The organism is Streptomyces sp. UH6 (assembly GCF_013421635.1).
GTDB lineage: Bacteria > Actinomycetota > Actinomycetes > Streptomycetales > Streptomycetaceae > Streptomyces > Streptomyces abyssomicinicus.
This window is the reverse complement of the sequence record NZ_JACADT010000752.1, coordinates 1-2,814: the sequence shown is the minus strand read 5'-3', so window position 1 is coordinate 2,814 and position 2,814 is coordinate 1. Positions and strand designations below refer to the sequence as shown.

The 2,814-nt window shown below is 74.5% G+C and carries 4 protein-coding genes; all 4 read left to right on the top strand.

What is annotated here, in order from left to right:
* Positions 1-154 precede the first annotated feature (154 nt).
* Entirely contained in the window at positions 155-901 is a 747-nt protein-coding gene (locus tag HW445_RS34180; RefSeq protein ID WP_306673360.1) for a gas vesicle protein, read from the top strand.
* Positions 898-1,857: a gas vesicle protein gene (locus HW445_RS25295; RefSeq protein WP_308799884.1), complete on the top strand. Its 960-nt coding sequence runs from the start codon at positions 898-900 to the stop codon at positions 1,855-1,857. Before HW445_RS34180 ends, HW445_RS25295 begins: the two co-directional genes overlap by 4 nt.
* Before the next feature lie 60 nt (positions 1,858-1,917).
* Positions 1,918-2,232, top strand: coding sequence for a gas vesicle protein K (locus tag HW445_RS25290; RefSeq protein ID WP_108953034.1), 315 nt, complete (start codon positions 1,918-1,920; stop codon positions 2,230-2,232).
* Positions 2,229-2,814 (top strand): GvpL/GvpF family gas vesicle protein (locus HW445_RS25285; protein WP_180223227.1); only part of this gene is annotated, 586 nt, incomplete at its 3' end. The genes HW445_RS25290 and HW445_RS25285, both read left to right, overlap by 4 nt.

Here is a 2,814-nt window from a genome sequence, read left to right as displayed (position 1 = left end):
CGAGAACGTCACTCATGCGCGCCGGGTACCCAGCCGGGCGCGGTCCGACCGGGCGCGGCGGAACCGGCGCACGCCGCGCGGCGTGACCGGCGTCTCCCCGACGCGGGCCGCAGAGCCCAGGTGTGTGGCGTGGCGGACCGGTAACGCGTAGGGAATGAACGAGGAACAGCCCAGACTTCCCGCCCGTCAGGCGACCGGCTCACCGGGTGCCCCGGAGCGCTGGCCTGGCTCCTTCACGTCGTCACCGCCCCGCACCGCCGCCAACGCCCGCGCCCTGGAACCCCGCCGGGACGGCGAGGGCAGCCTGGCCCACGTCGTGGAGACCCTCCTCGACAAGGGCCTCGTCCTCAACGCCGACATCATGGTCTCGGTGGCCGGCGTCGAACTCCTCGGCATCCGGCTCCGCGCCGCCCTGGCGTCGTTCGAGACGGCGTCCCGGTACGGCCTGGAGTTCCCCGCGGGCACGGACACCGAGACCGCCGCGTGGCGTGAGGCCAAGGAGGAGAAGGAAGCCTGCCCGCAGTGCGACAAGAAGGTGCCCACCCGGCAGCTGCTGGACGAGTGGTGCCCCTGGTGCGGCTGGCGCAGCGCCCAGGCCCTGTCCCGGGCGGCCGCCACCGGTGACACCGACGTCACCGCCGACACCGACGTCACCGGTGACGCCGCCAAAACCGGTGACACCCGTGACGGCGGCCGGCAACCCGAGGAACTGGAGGGGCGGTCCCGGGCCCCGAAGACCGAAGGCGCCCCCCGGAAGGCCGCCCCCGCGCGCAAGGCCACGTCCCGGACGGCCCGCACCGCGCGCAAGACGGCCACCCGGACCTCCGGCACCGCCTCCCGGTCGAGCGGCACCGCGCGCAGCGACCGGAAGGAGAGGGAGAAGGAGGAGGGGACCGAGTGACGCAGCCGCGGCCCCCGATGAAGCCCACCCGCGACCCGAGGGTCACGCTCGACGATCTGGTCGAGGTGCTGCTGAACAAGGGGGCGGTGCTCCACCTCGACCTCATCGTCGCGGTCGCGGACATCCCCCTCATCGGCGTCAGCCTGCGCGCCGCCATCGCCGGCATGGAGACGATGCTGGAGTACGGCATGCTCAACCAGTGGGACGAGTCCACCCGGGCATGGGCGGCACGCTCCGTCGGCCGCCGCGACCTCGAACTGCGTGCCGGCGAGGAGCTGGTGACCCGGATGCCCGGCGGGCACCTCCTGGAGGAGGGCGTGTACACCGGCTGGCGCCCCGGCGGCGTCCACCTCACCGACCAGCGGCTGGTGGTGCTGCGCCGCGACCCCCGCGAGGTCCTCTTCGAGGCGGGTGTGCGCGACCTGCGCACCGTGCAGCTGGAGACCGAGACCACCGTCGGGGGCGAGCAGCGCACCCGGCTGCGGGTGGCCACCCTCGACGGGCGGACCGCGCTGCTTTCCGCCGCCGACCCGCACGGCCTTCACGAGGCGCTGTCCTCGCTCAACCCGGCGCTCAGCGCGCTGCCGCCCGCGCCCGAGCGGGCGCCGTCCGGCGCGCTGGAGGGCCACCTCTGGTACCAGGAGCCGCGCCGCAGCGGCCCGTTGTGGCGCGGCGGCAAGGGCAGGCTGGAGTCGACCGGACTGGTCTGGAAGTCGCCGCTCGACGCACGCCCGGGACTGCTCGTGGTACCGGACGACATCCTCGGGGCCCGGGTGGAGCCCGGCCGCAGCCCCGGTGGCGACGGCCGGATCGTCGTGCTGGAGACCGCCTCCCACGGCACGGTCACCCTCGCGGCCGAGGAGCCGGAGCGCTGGGCCGCCGCCCTGGAGGCGATGGGCGCTCCGAACAGGGCCGACACGGCGCACCCGCCCACCGCGCCGTCCCCGCCGGCATGACGACGGCGGCATGAGCACCAGGTCCGCGGGCCGTACAGCAAGGCAAGGAGACGACAGCACATGGCTCTCACGGTCGACGAGAAGAGTCTCAAGCACGGGGTCCTGGCCCTCGTGCTCACCCTGGTCGAGGTGATCCAGGAGGCGCTCGAACGCCAGGCGCTGCGCCGGATGGAGGGCGGTGACCTCACCGAGGAGGAGCTCGAACGCCTCGGCGACGCCCTGCTCGAGCTGGACGAGGCGCTGGAGGAGATCAAGGAGGACCACGGCATCACCACCTCCGTGGCCGATCTCCACCGAGGCCTCGACGAGGTGGTGGACGACGTGGTGGACAAGCTGGTCAACCCGGCGCGCTGGGCGGAGGAGGCGGGCCGATGAGCGAGGGCGCCCTCTACGTCTACGCCCTGCTGCCGGACGCCCCCGGTGAACCCGCCGAGGGGGTCACCGGTCTCGACGACCGGCCCCTGCGGCTGCTCCGCGCTCCCGGCACCGGCCTGGCCGCCCTGGTGCACGACGGTCCTCCCGAGCCCTTCGAGGGCGGCGACGAGAAGGTCCGCCGGTGGGTGGTCGAACAGGACCGGGCGGTCGTCGCCGTCTGGGAACGGACCGGGGCCGTGCTGCCGATGACCTTCAACGTCCTCGTCGCCCCCGGTGAGGACGCCGGTGCCGAGGACCGGCTGCGCAGCTGGCTCGGTGAGCACGCGGAGGAACTGGCCTCCCGCCTCCGGGAGCTGGAGGGCCGGGCCGAGCTGCGGGTGGAGCTGACGGTGGACCGCGCGGCCGCCACCGGCGACGACGAGCGGGCCCGCGCCCTGGAGGCGGAGATGCAGACCCGCTCGCCCGGCATGCGCCGGCTGCTCGCCAAGAAGCTGGAGGGACTGCGCAAGGAGGCCACCGAGCGGCTGGCGGACGGCATCCACGCCGACGTCCGCCGCCGGCTGGCCGCGGTGGTCGAGGACA

Excerpts from the sequence above, each read along its gene's own strand:
- HW445_RS34180 (WP_306673360.1), top strand. The coding sequence starts at position 155 with ATGAACGAGGAACAGCCCAGACTTCCCGCCCGTCAGGCGACCGGCTCA.
- HW445_RS25290 (WP_108953034.1), top strand. The coding sequence starts at position 1,918 with ATGGCTCTCACGGTCGACGAGAAGAGTCTCAAGCACGGGGTCCTGGCC.